The following is a 17155-nucleotide window of genomic DNA, read 5'->3' as shown; positions in this document are numbered from 1 at the left end:
ATGTTGCGGCATGGTACGATCTTTGTGCCATGCCGCTCTCACGATTTCATCCTCTCATCGCAGAGTGGTTTCAGTCGCAGGTCGGTCAGCCGACCGATGTCCAGGTTCAGGCCTGGCCCGCCATTCAGTCCGGGGGCGATGTGCTGATTGCCGCGCCCACCGGGTCCGGTAAGACCTTCGCTGCGTTCTTGTCTTGCATCGACAGTCTTTTTACGCAGGCCCTGGCACGTGAACTCGATGAGCATACACAGGTACTCTACGTCTCGCCGCTGAAAGCCCTCAGCAACGACATTCAGAAAAACCTCCAGCAGCCGCTTGCTGCAATCGGCAATGCCGCCTTGTCCGCCGGGCTCTTGATGCCGGACCTCCGTGTGCTGGTCCGCACCGGCGATACGCCGATGGTCGAGCGCCAGCAGATGCTCAAGCGGCCACCTCATATTCTCGTCACGACCCCGGAGTCGTTGTACATCTTATTGACGGCAGAGAAGAGCCGCCGGTTACTACAGACGGTCCGGACCGTGATTGTCGATGAAATCCATGCTGTGGCGCCGAATAAACGAGGAGCCCACTTGGCTCTATCGTTGGAGCGATTGGAAGCGCTGACCCTCACGAAGCCTCAACGGATCGGGCTCTCCGCGACGCAGCAGCCCATCGAAGCCGTGGCGCAGTTTTTGGTGGGGGTTCGTCCAATGCCCACGATCATCGATGTGGGACATCAGCGCGAGATGGACCTGGCGGTGGAGGTGCCGAAGGACGAATTGAGCGCTGTGGCCACGAATGCGATCTGGGGCGATATCTACGATCGCGTCGCGGAATTGGTCCGGCAGCACCGCTCGACCTTGGTCTTCGTCAATACGAGACGCCTGGCTGAACGAGTCTCGCACTTCCTGGAAGAACGACTAGTAGACTTAGGCGCCGATACCGTGGCGGCGCACCATGGCAGCCTGTCGCGCCAGATTCGCTTGTCGGCTGAAGAGCGGCTCAAGAGCGGCAAGACGCGCGTCGTCGTCGCCACGGCTTCCCTGGAGCTCGGTATCGATATCGGGGCCGTGGATCTCGTCTGTCAGATCGGTTCGCCCCGTGCGATTGCCACCTGTTTGCAGCGGGTCGGCCGGGCCGGTCACTGGGTCAAGGCCATTCCCAAGGGCCGCCTGTTTGCCATGACGAGGGACGACTTGCTCGAATGTGCGGCGTTGATGCGGGCGATTCGGACTGGTGCCTTGGACCGTATTACCATACCGCCGGCCCCGCTCGATATCTTGGCGCAGCAGATAGTAGCAGCCGCGGCAACCCAGACATGGGATGAGGACGATCTGTTCGATCTCTGCCGTCGGGCCGATCCCTATCGAGCATTAACGCGTTCGGACTTCGATCAGGTGCTGCGGATGTTGGCGGACGGGATTGCGACCAATCGTGGTCGGGGGCTGGCCTATCTGTTCCATGATCGGATCAATCGTCGTATCAAGGGCCGGCGAGGGGCGCGATTGGCGGCGATCACGTCCGGCGGGGCCATTCCGGACACCGCGAACTATGCCGTGGTCGCGGAGCCTGACGGCACGGTCGTGGGGTCGGTCGATGAAGACTTTGCGGTGGAGAGTCTGGCCGGCGATATCATGTTACTGGGCAACACCTCCTGGCGCATCAAGGGTATCGAGATGGGCAAGGTGCGGGTAGAAGACGCGCAGGGGGCACCGCCGAACATTCCCTTCTGGCGCGGCGAAGCGCCATCGCGCACGGCAGAGCTTTCAGCAGAAGTGGCAGCGCTGCGCAAAGGGATTGCGCAGCAGGCCAGTGGCACGAGGTACGAGGCAAGCGGTGACGGAGGTGTTCCTCTCACGCCTATGGCCCCTCGCCTCTCGCCTATTGCGTGGCTTCGCCAAGAATGCGCTCTCGATCAACGCGGCGCGCAACAGGCGATCGAGTATGTTCTGGCTGGTCAGGCGGTGCTCGGAACGGTGCCGACTCAACAGACGATCGTGGCAGAGCGGTTCTTCGATGAAAGCGGCGGGATGCAGCTCGTGTTGCACACGCCATTCGGCGGGCGGATCAACCGGGCCTGGGGCCTCGCTTTGCGGAAGCGGTTTTGCGTGACGTTCGATTTCGAACTTCAAGCGGCGGCGACCGACAACGGGATCGTGATATCGTTGGGCGAAAAGCACAGTTTCCCGCTCGATTCGGTGTTCGGCTTCCTGCATAGCCAGACGCTTCGCGAGGTCTTGCTGCCCGCCGTGCTTCAGGCTCCGATGTTTATGACCCGCTGGCGCTGGAATGTGAGCCGCGCGTTGCTGTTGCTGCGTTTTTCGCATGGTAAAAAAGTTCCGCCGCAGATTCAGCGAATGAAGGCGGAGGATCTGCTCGGCGCCGTCTTTCCCGATGCGATCGCCTGTCAGGACAATATTGTCGGAGAGCGCATTCGCCAGATTCCTGATCATCCGCTCGTGAACGAGACCCTGCGGGATTGTTTCACGGAGGCGATGGATCTCGACGGGTTGACGGCAATCCTCAAGCAGATTGAAGCAGGGGCCATTCGTTGTGTCGCGGTCGATACGCCGATCCCTTCGCCATTCTCGCACGAGATCTTGAATGCCAACCCCTATGCCTTTCTCGACGATGCGCCGTTGGAAGAGCGGCGTGCGCGGGCGGTGGAGATGCGGCGCACGTTGCCGGCTCAGTTGGCCGGCGAGGTTGGGGCGTTAGACCCTGCGGCCATTGAGGACGTGCAGCGCGAGTCCTGGCCCGTTGTGCGCGATCCGGACGAATTACACGATGCCTTGCTCACGTTGGTCTGGGTGCCCGACTCAGCGCTCGGCGATTGGGTAATGTTTCTTCCATCGCTGGTTGAGTCTGGACGTGCGGTGTCTATTCAGGCGAGAGGCGAAGGGCCAGGGGCGAGCGGATTGTCCCCCCTCTCGCCTCTGGCCTCAATCCTTACGCCTGGCAGTGCAAGAGGCTGGGTGGCGAAGGAATATCAGGCCCAGGTCGAAACGGCATTGGTGGGAGGGGATGAGACGACGCTCGATGCCATCATGCTCGGCTGGATGGAAAGCATCGGACCGACGACGGCCACGGAACTTGGCGCGAGATTGCACCTTCCGGCTGAAACGGTCTCTCATGCTCTGCTTCGCCTCGAAGCATCCGGTCAAGTCCTCCGCGGCCAATTCCGGCCATGCGCAGCACTCAATACTCAGCACACAGCATTGTCGGGCGCGGGCGCGTCAGAATGGTGTCATCGCCGGTTGCTGGCCCGCATCCATCGATTGACCATTGGCAGGCTGAGGAAGGAAATCGAGCCGGTCACGGCGGCTGAGTTCATGTCCTTTCTCTTGCGGTGGCAACATGTAGCGACTGGGGCTCGCCTGCATGGCGAGGCGGGGCTGGCTGACGTGATTGCCCAGCTGGCCGGCTTTGAAGCGGCCGCTTCGGCCTGGGAGCCACAGTTGTTACGGGCGCGGTTGGCGAAGTATGAGCCGGAGTATCTGGACCGGCTCTGTCTGAGTGGGGCCGTCAGTTGGGGCCGGTTGTCTCCTCATCCGCGGTTGGCACAAGGCAGCGATCTTGACCGGCGTCGGATCGTCCCGACGAGTGTGGCGCCGATCGGTATCTTTCCACGTGAGGAGAGCGAGTGGTTGATGGATGCCTTCCATGCTGACATCGCATCGGCCGCGCCTGACCCTTTTGTTCAGTTAAGTGCCGTGGCGCAAGACCTGTGGCGCGCCTTGTCTGAGCGAGGGGCCAGCTTCTTTGCCGATCTCGTTCGAATGACCAACCATCTTCCGACGGAAGTGGAAGAGGGGCTGTGGGAACTCGTGGCCACCGGCCAGGTCACGGCCGATGGGTTCGATAATCTTCGCGCGCTCATGGATCCGCGTCGCCGCCGTGCAGAAGGACGAGGGCGGTTTCGCCGGCCCCGTCATTCAGCCGGGCGGTGGTCGCTGCTCGGGCAAGCGGTCAGCGTTCAGTCATCAGCCATCAGCGCTAAGCCTGCGCTGCCTGGCGCATCACCCATCACGCATCACGCATCACCTCGTATCGAGTCCGTTGCGCGCCAACTCCTTCGTCGGTATGGCGTGGTGTTTCGCGATTTGCTGGCCCGTGAATCATTGGTTCAGTCCTGGCGCGATCTGCTGGTGCAATATCGGCGCATGGAGCTGCAAGGCGAGATCCGAGGGGGGCGTTTCGTATCGGGATTTGTCGGGGAGCAATTTGCCTTACCGGAGGCGGTCCAGTCGATGCGGGCGTTACGCCAGACCGGCTTCGGCCTGGCTCAGGAGGTCACGCTCTCTGCCTGCGACCCGTTGAATCTGGCAGGAGTCATCCTGCCGGGACCGCGGATACCGGCGGTGCCGGCCAACGTCTTGGTTTTCAAAGACGGGACGATCGTACGAACGGTCATCGACCGGGGAGGCGAAGACCGACCGATTGGCCTCGCGCAGGTCCTGCGGTAGCCCGATGCGCGCGGAGCGAGGGTTACTTCACGGCTGGCGCAGGGGCGCCGGCACAGAGCACGTTCCATTGCGTGGCCAGATTCGCACTTCCCCCGCCCCATGACAAAAATGTTCCCGTATGGTCGACGTTGGCTCCTGACCCTTCCCATTTCAGGTCTTTGGCGTCACCCTTGGCGCGGAATCGAGGTAGGCCCTTGCCCGCGCCTTCTTCCCAGATGCCGACGTAGCTGTAAGTCGTGCCATCGATGGCGATCAACCGGCCGGCGAGGCAATCCGCGCTGGCGCGATACAGGGGGCGAAACCCGATCCAGCCTGATTTGACCTGCTCTTTCGGGCAGTACTTGTCGCGTGGTTTGTTGCTGGCACACCATTTCTCCGCATCGTCGGGAGAGATTCTCGCTTCAGCCGTCGCTGCGGCTGTGCCGATTCCTGATTTGGTCGTCACTTGAGGATTCAGACATTTGGGGAGGTTGCAGATCGGCAGGTATTCAGGATTCCCGCTCGAGGCCGGAGGAACGGAGATGAGGAAGAGGCCCAGGAAGGTTGAGGCACAGAGCCAGGCGATATTGGGAATGGATGAGCGTCTGAGTTGCGGCATAGGATCTCCCTGTCGATAGTAGGTGGGGTGCGAGGTGGGGCCCACTGTACTCACCGCCTATTTTTCTGTCAACAGAGTCGTGGGGCTAGGCAGGTATTGCGAGCAGGGGACAACGGGCCCCACGGACCACCCGCTCGGTGGTGCTGCCGCGAAGCAGGTCGAACAGGCTGTTGTGGCCTTCCGTCATCATCACGATCAGGTCTACGTCGAACTCCGCTCCCGCCGCTAGGATCCACTCAACCGGATCGCCCTTGGCGGCGAGGGTCTCCCACGACCAGCCTGGGCGCTCGGGCTTGGTGAATTTCGGGAGATCGTCCTCTTTTCCAAGATGCACCAGTTCGAATAAGACCTTCTCGCTGCCCAACGCACTCGCCAGTTCTGCGGCAAGATCGATGGCCGGTTGCGGGTGCGGCGTATGGACGATGGGGATCAGCACGCGGGTGAGGTTGATCTTGCCCGTCTCCGTTGAGACGAACCCTTCGACGCCGGTCGGGACAAAGAGCGTTTTGGTCTGAGTCTTGCGCGATAAGGGTTCGGCTACGGCCTTGTGTGTGAGTCGAGCGAAGCCATCTCGCTGGTGCGTCGACAGCACTAACAGGTCTGAGGGGTGGGCCATCAACTGCTGGAGGATGGCGTCTGTGGCATGGTCTGCGACGGCGCGGACTCGTTTGATCTGGATCCCCAAATTCACGACATCGCTTTTCGAGCTGCCTTCCGGCAAGACTCCCCATCGAGCGAGGAGCGGCCGGATGCGAGGGAAGTCTTCGAAGTCTTTGCGCCCAACCGTGGGGTCGACATGCATCATCGTCAGCTCGCCCTGTACGAGGCAGGTGAGTTTGAGAGCATGGGCGAATGCAGACGACTCTGCGGCGGAGAAGTCGGTGGGATGAAAAATTTGTCGAAATGAGAGCATTGGTCGATTATTCCTTATGCAATGTCTAGCGAGCCAGCATCCGTACTTGTTGGATCTGGGTGTCTCGATCGGTGGTGGTGAGCGCCTCGAAGTTCTTCTGCGCCTTGCTGTGAAAGGAGGCCTGCTGGTCGTCAGGTAGTCCTAGAAGTGCGCCCAGCGACGTCACATATTCCCCACGCCCTCGTGCCAGATCCTGCTCTACATTGGCCTCGTTCAGGGCCAGAAAGGCCGTGAGTTTATGCTCGGGATGCAGGAGCCCGTCTTCATTCCACCAGGTGCGGCCGGACGTTGTCCCTGTCACGTTGGAGGTGGTATCGGTCGTTTCCTTGACGGTGGCTTTGAGTGTGCAGCCGGAGGCCAACAACAGAAGTACCGGAAATAGGGCCCAAACAGTACGTTGTGTCATCACGGTCCCTCCTCTGTGGAGCATGGAGTCGATGGCCTTGTCGCAGATCGTATTCGTTATATATAGCACAAGCAGGCCCCCGCACTAAAGTTCAACCTAGTGGGTGCCGATAGGAGAGCTACGCGGTAAGTTGCACCGAGCCTATTAATCGAGGAGAGACCTCATGCCCGTCCAAGCGCTGACTCAAGTCGATCCCAGCCAGTTCTTCAACCTCGCGCCAACCAATACCACTGGCAACCAGCGGCTGGATACGAAGGTCAGTGGAGTTGCTGTGTCGACCGACTTTTCAGGTCGGTTGAGCGTGACGACGGCAGAGGGAGACAAGATCACCATCTCGGCGAATCTTCAATCCAATTTCCGTGCGGTGAGCTATAAGTCCCATGCCGAAGGCGACGGCAAGACGGTGGATGTGAACGCTAAGTATGCCGAGTACTCGCTGAAGCAAGAGTTTGGCGTGACCGTCGAAGGCGATCTGAACGAACAGGAGGTCAAGGACCTCACCAGCCTCTTTCGGAAGGTTGCCAACATCTTCAAAAAAGTCTTGAGCGGACAGGATGACGCGGCCTTGGCCAAGGCCGTCAAGTTGGGCGAGAGTTTTGAGAACTACTCCTCCCTGTCCGCTCTAGACCTGAATGTTGATTATGAACGGTCGGTAACCGCCTTTGCCGCCCAATTGACCGGCGAGGTAGTCGGCCAGGCAGGCACCGCGCCTGAGGCCGTCCTTCCGGCTCCCACGACTCCCGCCGTGACCCAGGGACCGCTGCCGACGACGGATGACGTGATCCAGGCGCCCCCTGCCGACACCACGGTTCCTGATGGCGCAGTCCAGGCTTCAACGACCGAGGCCGTGCCTCAGGGTGAAGCACCTACGAATGACGTGGCGACGACGCCTCCGCCTTCCGAAACGCCTGTGCCCAGCGAGCCTGTGGCCTCAACGCCCATCGCGTCCGGCGTTGTCGGATCCCCGCTGACCACGGCGTCAGAATCGGCGCCCAACCAGCTCTCGTCCATCGTCCAGCAGGTATTGGACGCCACCAGAAACTCAGGGATCTCGCCGCGAAAGCTCGACAAGTATTTCTCGCAATTCCTGAGCAACCTCGGGAAGGCCTTGCAGAACGGGAAGCCGGCCGAAAGTCCGGTCGAAGGGACTCTGCCGACCCAGGCGAATGAGACTCCCGCGGCTCCAGCACAAGCAGGACCCTCGGTCTCTCTTGCATATCAATCGACCAGACAGACGACCTTCTCTCTTTCAGTCAGAACGTAACGGATGCTGAAAAATGGAGTGGGGTAGATGGGGCGATCCCTTTGCTCGCGCAACGCGCGGCCTCGGAAGGCCCTCGTTGGACGCGCGCAGTTGGGATCATCCCATCCACCCCTAAGTGAACGGGTGATCGCCTGCGGCCTTGCTGGACGGACTTTTTGAGCATCCTGGAAATATCTTCAACGGCATAGTAGAGCAACAGCGTCAGCCGCAGGGTTGGCGTGAGTGTACGGCGCGGCGTGGAAATCCCACGCCGCGCCGTTGTCGTTTCAGTGCCAGTCTCCGTGGTCAGTGTGCCCACAGATTTTTATACCACCTCTTGTCGCTCGGGGCTGAGGCCGTTTGAATGTTCATCGTCCGGCGGATCTCTCCGATGTTCCAACCGGTCAATGTCGCCAGCGTCTGTGCTTCCTTCTCATAGCGCTCGCGGAGCTGCTGCCGGTAGGCGGTCGCTGCCGCACAGTCATCCTGACCGGTCCAGGGATGACGCAGGATGTAGCGGGCCTGGAAGTTTGACCGATCCGATGTTTCCTGGAACGTGAGGTCTTCCGGAAAATGTGCCGCATCGTAACGGACATGCAGCCTGGTGAGAAAGACGTTCTGTGCCTGGCCCATGCCCTTACCCATCCGTCCGGTCGTCTCTTGCCAGAATACGCCGATTCCGCGAAGTTCCTCGACGGACAGAGGATTGGCTGCGCAGGGATCGCACCAGTTCATGTCCCAGGCATATTCCATAAACACACCGCGCTCACTTTCCCGCTTCACTTGTTGCGTAAAGAGATCGCGATAGAAGTCGCCAAACTTGTCTTTTACGTAGAGCGGAATCTCCTGTGCTTCAGGCAGACGCACAGTCCGATAGTTCGTGGTTTCAACGCGGCCCTGTTTCGTCAGGAAGTATATGAAGAGTTCCTGCGCCCCATCCGCATTCACCGTGCCGAGGCGGATCGGCAACATGAATTTCGGCGACTCGAAGGCGATCTGCAGTGGCCGCAAATGGGTGAGGCCCTGCTTGGTTTGCTCGTCCAGGTTCACTTTCGCCACAAAGAACTTCATCCCCTGTTTCAGATAGCTCTGCAGTACAGACGATGCGCCGACGGGAATACGATAACCGTTTTCGGTCAGCCAGGTTTCCATCCCGCTACTTTCCTTTGCGGAGAGGATCAGGATGTCGTATTCGCCGACGGTATATTGCGCCTCGACCGTGACGCCCAGGGCACGCTGCCGTTCAGCTTTTCCAACCGAGGCCGGTGCCATGCTTTTGAGGGCGTCCATGCTGCGTTCCTCCATTGCATAGCGCAGGCAGGGATTTTCATCGAAATATTCGACCAGTCTTGGCGCCGAATAGTCAGCCAGGTGTTTTAAGACCGTCGCATCGCCGACGTGGATCTGTTCCTTCTCCAAGATCGTCGGGACCGGCACCACCATCGCGAACTCCTTCACCTCGCCTGTGAAATCATTCGCCATCGTGAGGACCGTCTTGTTGTCGTGGCGTGCGATCACGACTTCTGAGGCCTTGTTGAAGAGTTTCGTGTCGGCCTTTCCGACATAGAAGCCGCAAAAGGCGGAAGCGTCGCTGCTCCAGATCAGCAGGCCTATCAGGAATGTAAATGTCGGAACAATGATGCGTCTCATGAGAACCTCCTTTGTGGTTGAAGGGACAATGTCAGCGGAACAGGCACAGAGGACTGGCCCGTTGTTGGGCGGGACCAGTTGTAACGAACACCGGGGAGCAAGTAGTCCAAAAATGGCACCAGTAGGGAACAGACAATCAGCCCCCAGAGCGGGCCGTTGGGTTGGAACAGGCCGAACTGCACGTAGAGAGCCGCGAAGGCGACGATCAGCGCGAAGACGATTCGACCCGCTCTGGAGTCCGGCGTGGTCTTCGGGTCCGAGATCATGAAGAAGGCAAAGATGAGGAGCGCGCCGCTTTCGATTTGATGGAGTGGAATGGTCAGGGGATCGCCCAGCCAGAATGCTCGTGCAAACAGTAGCCCGACATAGAACCCTAAGAATCCCAGCGTGACATCAGCCCGCGCCGCGCGGGTCACGACGAGGCTGCCGAGACAGACGATGAGAAAGCCGAACCAGGCGACCTGCCCCCATTGTCCCGCCGAAATCCAGCCAAACCCGCCGGAGAGTATGAGGACCAGCGCCAGGTTGGTGGGATTGAAGAGGTGCTTGTCCTTCCAGCGGATGAGGAACTTGCTGGCAATCGCGATACAGGCCGCCAAGGCGGCAATGGCGAGGTGGTCGGTGCGGAGGAGCAGGCAGAGGGAGAGGGCGGAGATGAGCGGGCTGCGGGGATCGAAGACAGGCAGGTTGTAGTAGCGCGTGCCGGCATATTGGGTCAGCAAGGCAGTGCCGAGTGTGACAACGATTTGCCATGGGGATACATCGAAGTGCAGCCAGAGGAGGCCATACAGCAGCAGGGTGCTCAGGCTGGCAATTTGGTAGAGGCGGGGGTCGAGAGAGGAGAAGTGGGTTTTAACTCGGTCTAGGATCATCCGGCACCTCGTGAGTAGGAGAATCACTGTTCCTACTCAGGGTATGGCGCGAGGGGGAGGATCCTTTCAGAGGGGGGAGGGGATGGAGCCTGATGATCTTCTGTGCTCGCGCAACGCGCGGCCTTAGAAGGCCCTCGTTGGACGCACGCAGTGGAAGATCAATCAGTCCCCATCCCTGAAGAGATAGCGAGCAAGCTTGGAAGGATCGTTTATATCGTTCGACGCGCGCAATAGAGGATCAACCAGGCCGCCCTTTTAGATAGTCATGAGCGAGCTCGGAAGGGCATTGAATAAGGAAGGGGGAGCAGCCAGACCGCCCTTCTTGCTCGCTGAGGCCGCACGATCAGAATGTGCTCCCTCAATGCGCGCAGTGAAGGGCAATCTGGCTACTCCCCTTGGAGAGGTAGATATGAATCAAGAAGAAGATTGGAAAGTTTTCTGTGCTCTCGGAACGTGCGCCCTTAGAAGAGCCCCGTTGGACGAGCGCAGTGGGTGGCTAAACAGACTACCCACTTGAAGCAGATATGAGCAAGCTTGGAAGGGTCGTTGACAAGATGTTATGCGCGCGCAAGAATCACGTGCCAGTGTTCAGCTTGTGCGATCCGTAGCCAAACAAATCAGAATGTCCCTGTTTCTGTTCTCAAAGGCAGCAGTAGAGCTAATACGAGCAGAACTTCGCAAGAACCAGTATCTAATTCAAACGGTGCGCAAGCAGTATGCGAAATCCACAAGGAAAGGCAAAGGGGTCTCACCCGGTAAATCCTCTCGGCTGTTACGGAAATTGCTGAAATATGTAAAGTCTCATGTGTCGGTTTCCGGTATAACCGTGTTTGGCTATCGTCGAGTATTGGAAATCTATGCCTGTTGATCGCAATCTTTACTCGAAATCAATCACAAAGGAAGGGGCGCCTAACTGGCCGTGCCCTCGCTGTCGTGGCGGTCACTTTCGTTTGGTGCCAGACTCGCTGGTATCTTCATGGACTGGGGACACGCGGGCCTCTTCTTCAGACGAATCATTCGATCCCAGCTGGGTTGAGCTACGATTTGGGGCCATGCTCAAGTGTGATAACCACAGATGCAGTGAGATAGCGGTCGTCGCTGGTACGGGAATGGTCGCGGAACGACCCGATGAGTACATGGGAAATATGTCATATGAAGATGTCTTTTCTCCGAAGTACTTTCTGCCATCGCCACGACTAATCGACATTCCAGTAAACGCTCCAGCAAAGGTTGTTTCTGAATTGGAGCAAGCATTTGTCGCTTCTTGGAGCGACTACGCATCCGCTGGAAATCGCATCCGCGCTGCCATCGAGCGGCTATTAGATTCACTACGCGTTCAAAGGCTAACTGTTAACGTCAAGGGTAAGCGCGAGCCAATCAATCTTCATAATCGTATTTCCAAGATCAAGGGGAAGCATACGGCTGCCCATGACTCCCTTATTGCGATCAAGTGGATAGGCAACGCCGGTAGTCATTCTAATGCGCTGACTCGTGAGGCTGTCTTCGACGCGCTCGACATCTTTGAGTCCGTGTTGGCAGGTCTTTACTCTAAGCATCCCAGTGTTATTACTCGTTTAGTCAAATCGGTGAATGCACGCAAGGGGCCAGCACGAAAGCGAAAATGAAAGTGGGCTGAGCCGGAAATCTTTTAGATCCCTCGCGGTTGAAACCATGGCCGCGAGTCTTCTATCAATCCTTGGGGAAGTAAATGGGGACGCTCTGGAGCCGATAAAGGTTCCAAGAACCATTGATTGCCACGCTATTTGGTGAGCCGTCTAGCTATTAGGCGAAATTCAGAATGCCTTCATTGGTTTGATCATTTCTCACCCAAGGAGCCTTGATGCAAGGATTCTATGACAACTTAGGCGATACTTCTTGGTGGATGAGTGTCGTATTCGTTGGCCTTGGTCTGAATCTTCTCGCGGCCTATTTAAAGTGGCCCATAGATACCATTATGAGTAAGCTCTTTACATCATGGACGAGGCGACTAGAAGCGCAGAATCAGTTCCGTGCGCAGTTGCTAGAAAAGGCAGTAGAGGATTCGCCACTTCAATTATTAATGGCCATAGAGCTACTTCGTTTGAAAGTAAAAATTCTCTATTCGATGTTCTTAGGGATTGTGTTCCTCTCAATGGCCTCGTCCTTCTCGCCGGAACTTTCTCCTGAGGGTGCGCCACATACTATATTGTGGGGGATGAAAGTAATCCTCTCTTTGGTTGGGACAGGTGCGCTTTTCTCCACCATTCCTTCCAGTATGCGCGCAATGAGGATGCAGAAAGTTGTTCAGTCATTTCCGTACTCCAAGGAACTAGGCAAACTTTAAGCGAAGAAAAATGTTTCAGGAACGATTGATCCTACATTGTGGGTAGCGTCATAGCTAGGCACCATGCTTGAACTCAGACCGACATGCGAGCACTGCAACAGGGCGCTGCCGCCTGATTCGATTGAGGCGCGGATCTGTTGGTATGAATGTACGTTCTGCGTGGCCTGTGTCGAACAGGTCCTGGGAAATGTCTGCCCCAATTGCGGCGGCGGGTTCGCTCCAAGGCCAATCAGACCTTCGATGAATTGGAATGGCGATAATTTCCTCGGCAAGGATCCGGCTGGTACGATGGGATGGATAAAGGGTCTTGGAACCATTGATTGCTCTCGGAGCCAGATAATGCGTAGCAATGTGCTTGGCCGCCACTCTCTAGTAGGTTCGTGACGGAGGTTGAAACAGACATGCGTACTCTAGAAAGCATTGCACTGATCGTTGTTTTGTTGATGGTAGGTTGCGCTACGGCCTCACCGGTACAGATGGCGGATAAAAGTGCCTCAGATTTTGAAGGTGCGGTCTATGGGGGTGAGGTCCACTTTGTCAGCGAGGACATGCCAGGCAGTGTGAAGTATCGAATCTTTCATCAAGGGGCCTTGCTCTTTACGTCTGTGCAGTCCGTTAGAGGCAGTGCGACGCAGAGGACAGAAGCCTTTTGCGCCAGAAATGGGAAAGTGCCTCAGGTGATTACGGAGCAGACATCGACGCCTCCGCACATTCTGGGAAATTTCCCCAGAATTGAACTCGTTTTTGTCTGTGTGAATGACCCCAAGACAGCACCTGCTTCCGTGAGCAAAGACGTGATGTACGAGCGTCTGAAGACGTTGAAGTCACTGTTGGATAGTGGAACGATCACCCAGCAAGAATTTGACGTAGAAAAGAAGACGATTCTATCCCAATGAGGCCCACCCTTAAGCGAAAGCAAAGGGGGCTGAGCCATAAAGGCCGTTCCCGAACTCAACGATTAGGTGCACGGCTCATCGAGCCATCGTGACCCCACGGACGGAGAGACAAGTTGTCTATTCATCTAGACCTCATACTGGTTCCGGTCCAGGACAGCGTGGTCTCTGCTCGGCTTCTTGACTCGCTCCGTAAGGTCGGAACATGCGCTATTTCATAGGACTCGTACTGGTATTTGTGTGGTTGGGGACTGCACAAGCATTAACGCCTCTGCCTGATCATTCGCCCAACTTCTTTTCGGGTGAATGGGCCGGTACTGGTCAGCAGGGCGCCTACTGCTATCTGAGTCTGAGTGCTGATGGCTGGGGCTGGGTGCTTATCGATGGCGGGGCGGGTGACTGGCTTGGCGCTCGAATACAATGGCGTAATCGGCAGCAGTCGTTGCACGTCGACACCATCATTCCCGTTCAGGCGTCTCCCCAACTACGCGTGATGCCATTGGAAAAGCTTGCCCTCAGCAGCGGGTTTAATCAATCCTTGACGTTGACGTGGCATGAACCGTCCGGTGGGTGCCAACTACAAAAGATAGAAACTGCGGCACGTCACCTCCTTGGGGCGCGTCAAGCCATAGAGCGCTTGCTGTCAGGAACAAGCAAGTGATGAAGGATGGGAATAGGTTCTGGCAGGCCGTCCGCATCTCATGGCCTGTGCTCGGTGGCATGTGGGGCGCGTGGGTAGGATTTGGGGGTTACCATGGAGTTACCCCCAATGCCGATAGTTTCGCGATGGTGTTTGTGTTGGGGTTTTATAGTTTGTTCGCATTGGGCGGCCTTGTCGCTGGCATGACATCGGCTGCGCTGACCGGTGGGTTGGTTGAGTGGCTGCTCCGGCGATATGGCGTGGGGCTTGCCGGCGCTGTGATCGTGGCAACCGTGGTGAGTGCATTGGTGGTATGGCAACTGTCCGTTGTCGTTCAGGCAAAGTACCCTGGATTGCGCCCCCCTGCTGCGAAGCCCGCAGTGTCTTCACCAATCAGGTCTTCTCCAGCGAATCCCTGTGCGCGCATGCCTCCGGAGAATTCTAAGGAGCGTCGAAGCTGGGACGCTGAATGCCGTTGACAGGTCAAAGACGTGATTGCTAAATCCGGGGCAAGGGTTCCAGGAGCCATTGATTGTCCTCGCCAGCTCTGGCTTGAGCGATGAATCGCCTCAAACACATTTCGCGCTGGCTGTATGGCCTGTTCTTTATCGCGGCCGGAGCGAACCATTTCCTTCACATGCCGTTCTATGTGAGCATCATGCCACCGTACCTGCCGTGGCCTGTGGCACTGGTGTACATCAGTGGTGTGGCGGAGATCGGGTTGGGAGGACTTCTGCTGTTCGAGCGGTGGTCGCGGTTGGCGGCATGGGGGCTGATCGCCTTGTTGATCGCGGTTTTTCCTGCGAATGTGCACATGGCCGTGCACTCTGAACTGTATCCCTGGGCCTCGCCGCTTGGTCTATGGCTCCGGCTGTTCCTTCAAGGCATATTGATTGCCTGGGCTTATTGGTTTACAAGGCCTCAATATGCGGGGGCGTAAGCGCGGAATGGTTGATCATGAATATCCTTGCACCGACAAAAAGTTCAGCCGCCGATGAATGTCTCCATGTTCTAATCTTGGCCAGGAGGAAATCGTGAAGCAGAGAAGCCTCGTATGTTCAGCGGTCGTGATCATGTCTCTCGTTGTGTCCGCCTCACCTCTGTACGCCGATATCAAGGTCACGCCGCCGGTTAAGCCGTGGCATGTGACTCAGATCGCGACCGACGCCCCCCGATGCGACTCGCCGACCACCTATTCGTATAACGTCACCTGGAAGCCCGTATACGAGACTTGGAACCAATTGCGAGCCCCGTCAGTCTGGACGCGCTACGTGGTGAGGACCTATAACTGCGCCGCAACCAGCATCCCCATTTGTGATGCCTTGTGCACGGCACGAGCTTCCGGTTGCTCGATCAAGCAAGCAACCTCCTGGATGCGGATATCCACGATTCTCACGGACAAGGAAGCGCCGATAGGCTCCTTTATGGAGATTAGCGGTATACTCAGGCCTGCCCTGACGCGGGTCGGCAAAGCTATGCAGTGCGTCAATTAGTCGCGTTGTATATCGCTGTCTGAACAGGGTCGAGCCTCATGCAGTCCAACGACAGTACCGATGAGTTAAGGAGCGATATGGAAGCCCCAAGACCACCATTGCCGCCATTCGACGCGACCACGGCTGCTCAAAAAGTTCGCATGGCCGAAGATGCCTGGAACATGCGTGACCCGCAGCGGGTTGCGCTGGCATACACGCCGGACAGTGTCTGGCGCAATCGCGCGGAGTTCCTGGCCGGCCGCGAAGCCATCGTGCAGTTCTTGACCGGAAAATGGAAGAAGGAGTTGGACTATCGTCTGATCAAAGAACTCTGGGCCTTCAACGGGAACCGCATCGCCGTCAGGTTCGCCTATGAATGGCATGACGCTGCCGGCAGATGGTTCCGGTCCTACGGTAACGAAAACTGGGAATTCGACGACCAGGGATATATGCGCCGTCGCATCGCCAGCATCAACGATTTGCCGATCAGCGAGCAGGAGCGCAAATATCACTGGCCGCTGGGCCGCCGCCCTGATGACCATCCGGGACTCTCCGACCTCGGCCTGTAGAACAGGTCAAGAATGGAAGAGAGTTCCTGGAACCATTGATCAGCCTGAATCCATTCCATCGTTCGCGCCTCTTACGTGCTATCGGGTGGTATTGAAGTCGAGGAGAGGATTGTTATGGGATCTGCAGATCTGGTTCGGGTGGGTTCGTATCTGTCCGTGCTGGTCATCATGGCCACGTGGGAAATGCTGGCGCCGCGCCGTGTGTTGACGGCTTCGAAGCTCTGCCGGTGGGGCGGCAACCTCACGATCGTCATCATGAATACGGTCATCGCGCGCGTGCTGTTTGCTGGTGGCGTGGTTGCGATGGCGGTGATGGCGCAGGAGCGCGGGTGGGGGCTTTTGAACTGGATTGACGGACCGGCCTGGCTCGAAATGGGTGTGGCCGTGGTGGCGCTTGATTTCATCATCTACTGGCAGCATCAGGTGTTCCATCTGGTTCCGATCCTCTGGCGGTTTCATATGATGCATCACTCAGATCTGGATCTGGATGTGTCCAGCGGGGTGCGGTTTCATCCGGTGGAGATGGTGCTCTCGGTGATGGTCAAGAGCGCAGCGGTGGTGGCGCTGGGGGTCGCTCCCCTGGCGGTGGTGGTCTTCGAGATCGTGCTGAACAGCACGGCCCTGTTCAATCACAGCAATGTGAAGCTCCCCCTCGCAGCCGAGCCCTATCTCCGCTGGTTCATCGTCACGCCGGACATGCACCGCATCCACCATTCAGTGGACGTGCGCGAAACCAACAGCAACTATGGATTCAATGTGCCCTGGTGGGACCGGCTGTTCGGAACCTATTGTCCGGAACCGGCCTTGGGGCAGACGGGGATGACGATCGGCCTCGAGCACCTGGGCCCCCCGGTCTGTTTGAACCTGTTCATGATGTTGCGGTTCCCGTTTGTGACGCGGCTCGGGCGCTACGTCGGGCGTACCCAACCATGACTCCGATCTAGCAGGATGCTGAAACAGTCCGCCAGCTTCGTTCTCGGCTCATCGAAATCCTCAACGTACCCCTGAGGGTACGCCTCCGGTTTCGATTCGCCTGCGGCCTCGCTGGACGAACTTTTTGAGCATCCTGCGAGGATGTTCTGATTTTTAGACGAACTGCCTCCGCCTGCAGAAGATTCCGGTACAATCCAT

Annotated in this window: 17 protein-coding genes and 1 pseudogene; 12 read left to right on the top strand and 6 right to left on the bottom strand. The window is 57.7% G+C overall.

Features of this window, described 5'->3' with window-relative positions:
* Positions 1–29: 29 nt before the first annotated feature.
* Positions 30–4445: a DEAD/DEAH box helicase gene (locus Q8N00_09845; GenBank protein ID MDP2383092.1), complete on the top strand. Its 4416-nt coding sequence runs from the start codon at positions 30–32 to the stop codon at positions 4443–4445.
* Positions 4446–4467: 22 nt separating this feature from the next.
* On the opposite strand, the gene Q8N00_09840 is transcribed toward Q8N00_09845, so the two are convergent.
* The 3 genes from Q8N00_09840 to Q8N00_09830 form a co-directional block, all read right to left on the bottom strand.
* A complete protein-coding gene (locus Q8N00_09840) occupies positions 4468–5043 on the bottom strand; it encodes a hypothetical protein (protein ID MDP2383091.1) in 576 nt (191 codons plus the stop codon).
* An 85-nt stretch (positions 5044–5128) separates the two neighbouring features.
* Positions 5129–5956 (bottom strand): universal stress protein, encoded by an 828-nt coding sequence (locus tag Q8N00_09835; GenBank protein MDP2383090.1) that lies wholly within the window; start codon positions 5954–5956, stop codon positions 5129–5131.
* A 25-nt stretch (positions 5957–5981) separates the two neighbouring features.
* Positions 5982–6362 carry a DUF3015 family protein gene (locus Q8N00_09830; GenBank protein ID MDP2383089.1) on the bottom strand — a complete coding sequence of 127 codons (381 nt, stop codon included), beginning with the start codon at positions 6360–6362 and terminating at the stop codon, positions 5982–5984.
* Between the two features lie 163 nt (positions 6363–6525).
* Between Q8N00_09830 and Q8N00_09825 the strand changes: the two genes are divergently transcribed.
* Positions 6526–7626, top strand: coding sequence for a hypothetical protein (locus Q8N00_09825; protein MDP2383088.1), 1101 nt, complete (start codon positions 6526–6528; stop codon positions 7624–7626).
* Here the strand turns inward: Q8N00_09825 and Q8N00_09820 are convergent.
* From Q8N00_09820 to Q8N00_09810, 3 genes are read right to left on the bottom strand one after another with little or no spacing between them, the layout of a single operon-like run.
* Complete coding sequence (locus Q8N00_09820; GenBank protein ID MDP2383087.1) at positions 7616–7924, bottom strand: hypothetical protein; 309 nt, start codon at positions 7922–7924, stop codon at positions 7616–7618. The two genes, Q8N00_09825 and Q8N00_09820, sit on opposite strands and share 11 nt — an antisense overlap.
* The gene (locus tag Q8N00_09815) at positions 7912–9255 is read right to left on the bottom strand and encodes a DUF2330 domain-containing protein (protein ID MDP2383086.1); all 1344 of its coding nucleotides are present in this window, start codon (positions 9253–9255) and stop codon (positions 7912–7914) included. The genes Q8N00_09820 and Q8N00_09815 overlap by 13 nt, the downstream gene beginning before the upstream one ends.
* Entirely contained in the window at positions 9252–10127 is an 876-nt protein-coding gene (locus tag Q8N00_09810) for an RnfABCDGE type electron transport complex subunit D (protein ID MDP2383085.1), read from the bottom strand. Before Q8N00_09810 ends, Q8N00_09815 begins: the two co-directional genes overlap by 4 nt.
* A 1145-nt stretch (positions 10128–11272) precedes the next feature.
* Here Q8N00_09810 and Q8N00_09805 point away from each other — a divergent pair.
* The 10 genes and pseudogenes from Q8N00_09805 (at position 11273) to Q8N00_09760 (ending at position 16957) form a co-directional block, all read left to right on the top strand.
* Positions 11273–11752, top strand: a complete 480-nt coding sequence (locus Q8N00_09805) for a DUF4145 domain-containing protein (protein MDP2383084.1) — start codon at positions 11273–11275, stop codon at positions 11750–11752.
* 215 nt (positions 11753–11967) lie between these two features.
* Positions 11968–12450 carry a hypothetical protein gene (locus Q8N00_09800; GenBank protein ID MDP2383083.1) on the top strand — a complete coding sequence of 161 codons (483 nt, stop codon included), beginning with the start codon at positions 11968–11970 and terminating at the stop codon, positions 12448–12450.
* Between the two features lie 63 nt (positions 12451–12513).
* Positions 12514–12735 (top strand): annotated as a pseudogene (locus tag Q8N00_09795) (DUF1272 domain-containing protein).
* A 116-nt stretch (positions 12736–12851) separates the two neighbouring features.
* Positions 12852–13346, top strand: a complete 495-nt coding sequence (locus Q8N00_09790) for an SHOCT domain-containing protein (protein ID MDP2383082.1) — start codon at positions 12852–12854, stop codon at positions 13344–13346.
* Positions 13347–13548: 202 nt separating this feature from the next.
* On the top strand, positions 13549–14004 hold the full coding sequence (locus Q8N00_09785; protein ID MDP2383081.1) for a hypothetical protein: 456 nt from the start codon (positions 13549–13551) through the stop codon (positions 14002–14004).
* A complete protein-coding gene (locus tag Q8N00_09780) occupies positions 14004–14462 on the top strand; it encodes a hypothetical protein (protein MDP2383080.1) in 459 nt (152 codons plus the stop codon). The genes Q8N00_09785 and Q8N00_09780 overlap by 1 nt, the downstream gene beginning before the upstream one ends.
* Before the next feature lie 80 nt (positions 14463–14542).
* Positions 14543–14923 (top strand): DoxX family membrane protein, encoded by a 381-nt coding sequence (locus Q8N00_09775; protein MDP2383079.1) that lies wholly within the window; start codon positions 14543–14545, stop codon positions 14921–14923.
* A gap of 94 nt (positions 14924–15017) precedes the next feature.
* Complete coding sequence (locus tag Q8N00_09770) at positions 15018–15476, top strand: hypothetical protein (GenBank protein ID MDP2383078.1); 459 nt, start codon at positions 15018–15020, stop codon at positions 15474–15476.
* A 77-nt stretch (positions 15477–15553) separates the two neighbouring features.
* On the top strand, positions 15554–16024 hold the full coding sequence (locus Q8N00_09765) for a nuclear transport factor 2 family protein (GenBank protein ID MDP2383077.1): 471 nt from the start codon (positions 15554–15556) through the stop codon (positions 16022–16024).
* 114 nt (positions 16025–16138) lie between these two features.
* Entirely contained in the window at positions 16139–16957 is an 819-nt protein-coding gene (locus tag Q8N00_09760) for a sterol desaturase family protein (protein ID MDP2383076.1), read from the top strand.
* Positions 16958–17155 lie beyond the last annotated feature (198 nt).

The organism is Nitrospirota bacterium (assembly GCA_030684575.1).
In the GTDB taxonomy this organism is placed as follows: Bacteria; Nitrospirota; Nitrospiria; order Nitrospirales; family Nitrospiraceae; genus Palsa-1315.
The sequence above is the reverse complement of the archived record's forward strand: the minus strand, read 5'-3'. Positions and strand labels throughout refer to the sequence as shown.

Coding starts and splice junctions, on each gene's coding strand:
- Q8N00_09840 (MDP2383091.1), bottom strand. CDS start 5,043: ATGCCGCAACTCAGACGCTCATCCATTCCCAATATCGCCTGGCTCTGT.
- Q8N00_09805 (MDP2383084.1), top strand. CDS start 11,273: ATGTCATATGAAGATGTCTTTTCTCCGAAGTACTTTCTGCCATCGCCA.
- Q8N00_09810 (MDP2383085.1), bottom strand. CDS start 10,127: ATGATCCTAGACCGAGTTAAAACCCACTTCTCCTCTCTCGACCCCCGC.
- Q8N00_09830 (MDP2383089.1), bottom strand. CDS start 6,362: ATGACACAACGTACTGTTTGGGCCCTATTTCCGGTACTTCTGTTGTTG.
- Q8N00_09815 (MDP2383086.1), bottom strand. CDS start 9,255: ATGAGACGCATCATTGTTCCGACATTTACATTCCTGATAGGCCTGCTG.
- Q8N00_09785 (MDP2383081.1), top strand. CDS start 13,549: ATGCGCTATTTCATAGGACTCGTACTGGTATTTGTGTGGTTGGGGACT.
- Q8N00_09800 (MDP2383083.1), top strand. CDS start 11,968: ATGCAAGGATTCTATGACAACTTAGGCGATACTTCTTGGTGGATGAGT.
- Q8N00_09775 (MDP2383079.1), top strand. CDS start 14,543: ATGAATCGCCTCAAACACATTTCGCGCTGGCTGTATGGCCTGTTCTTT.
- Q8N00_09780 (MDP2383080.1), top strand. CDS start 14,004: ATGAAGGATGGGAATAGGTTCTGGCAGGCCGTCCGCATCTCATGGCCT.
- Q8N00_09765 (MDP2383077.1), top strand. CDS start 15,554: ATGGAAGCCCCAAGACCACCATTGCCGCCATTCGACGCGACCACGGCT.
- Q8N00_09835 (MDP2383090.1), bottom strand. CDS start 5,956: ATGCTCTCATTTCGACAAATTTTTCATCCCACCGACTTCTCCGCCGCA.
- Q8N00_09760 (MDP2383076.1), top strand. CDS start 16,139: ATGGGATCTGCAGATCTGGTTCGGGTGGGTTCGTATCTGTCCGTGCTG.
- Q8N00_09825 (MDP2383088.1), top strand. CDS start 6,526: ATGCCCGTCCAAGCGCTGACTCAAGTCGATCCCAGCCAGTTCTTCAAC.
- Q8N00_09845 (MDP2383092.1), top strand. CDS start 30: ATGCCGCTCTCACGATTTCATCCTCTCATCGCAGAGTGGTTTCAGTCG.
- Q8N00_09790 (MDP2383082.1), top strand. CDS start 12,852: ATGCGTACTCTAGAAAGCATTGCACTGATCGTTGTTTTGTTGATGGTA.